This window comes from Duganella alba (assembly GCF_009674495.1).
GTDB lineage: Bacteria > Pseudomonadota > Gammaproteobacteria > Burkholderiales > Burkholderiaceae_D > Rugamonas > Rugamonas alba.
Genome location: NZ_WKJN01000091.1, coordinates 1 through 988, shown reverse-complemented (window position 1 = coordinate 988; position 988 = coordinate 1). Strand labels below are relative to the sequence as shown.

The 988-nt window shown below is 69.1% G+C and carries 1 protein-coding gene and 1 pseudogene; both read right to left on the bottom strand.

Annotation, left to right across the window (positions count from 1 at the left end):
* Nucleotides 1-257: pseudogene (locus GJ695_RS29380) on the bottom strand (general secretion pathway protein GspB); the annotation flags it as partial.
* A gap of 18 nt (nt 258-275) precedes the next feature.
* Nucleotides 276-866: a peptidoglycan-binding protein gene (locus GJ695_RS29375; RefSeq protein ID WP_371866640.1), complete on the bottom strand. Its 591-nt coding sequence runs from the start codon at nt 864-866 to the stop codon at nt 276-278.
* Nucleotides 867-988 lie beyond the last annotated feature (122 nt).

The following is a 988-nucleotide window of genomic DNA, read 5'->3' as shown; positions in this document are numbered from 1 at the left end:
TGCGGCTGCGCGGCGACCGGCTGCGCCGCAGGCGCCGTGGTCATGGCGGCCGGCGCCGCGGACGGCCGCCACACCAGCACCAGCAGCACGCCGATCACCACCGCCATGCCCAGCACCGCCAGCAGCATCGGCTTGCTGAAGCGCGCCACCGACGATGCCGGCTCCGTCGCCTGCAAGGTCGGCGCGTGAATGGTGGGCGAGCTGCCCAGTTGACGTTCCGCTTGCGCCTTTTTCAAGGCTTCCAGAATATAAGACATAAGTGTGATCGATGTAAGTTAGCGCAGACGTGGTTCCTGCACACCGCCCAGCTGATACAGGCGGATAAAAGTCTTGGGCCCGGCCACGCCGTCGGCCTTCAGGTTCTGCGCCGTCTGGAACTCGGTCAGGCGCTTGCGCAGCGCCGCGTCCAGCGGCTGGTTCTCCTGCGGCTTGGGCAGATCGTAAATTTGCGACAGGCGCTTGGCCAGCCAGTCCACATCCGGTCCCTGGTCGCCGCTGCGGACCTCATCGCGCCACGCGCGCGGCGCGCGCCAGAACGTGGCGAACTCGCCGTCATAGCGCGCCGCCAGCGCCGCCAGGCTCACGGTCTGCGGCTTGCCGCCGGCCATCACGATGGTGGCCTTGTCGTCTTCCAGCGCGGTCAGCAGCACGTAGTTGGGCGCGACCGGATCGTCGTGCAGTTTCAGCATGGCGGGACGGTCCAGCAGGCGCACATCCTCGATGCCGCCCTTGGTCTGCAGGCAGCGCAGGTTGGCGCGCGCCGCCGCCGGACACGGATCGCCATCGGTCAGGGCCAGGCCCCACAGACCGGCCAGCTGGCGCAAGGCTGCGGCGCTGTCACTGCCCGGCTGCGGCGTCAACGCCACGCCAGCCGCCGGCCCGCCGCCCGTTTGGCCGGCCGCCGCCTTTGCCGCCAGCGGCGCGCAAGCGTATGGGTGACCATGGAGTACGAGCCGTCCTGGAAGAAATCGGCAAACGCCACCGCATT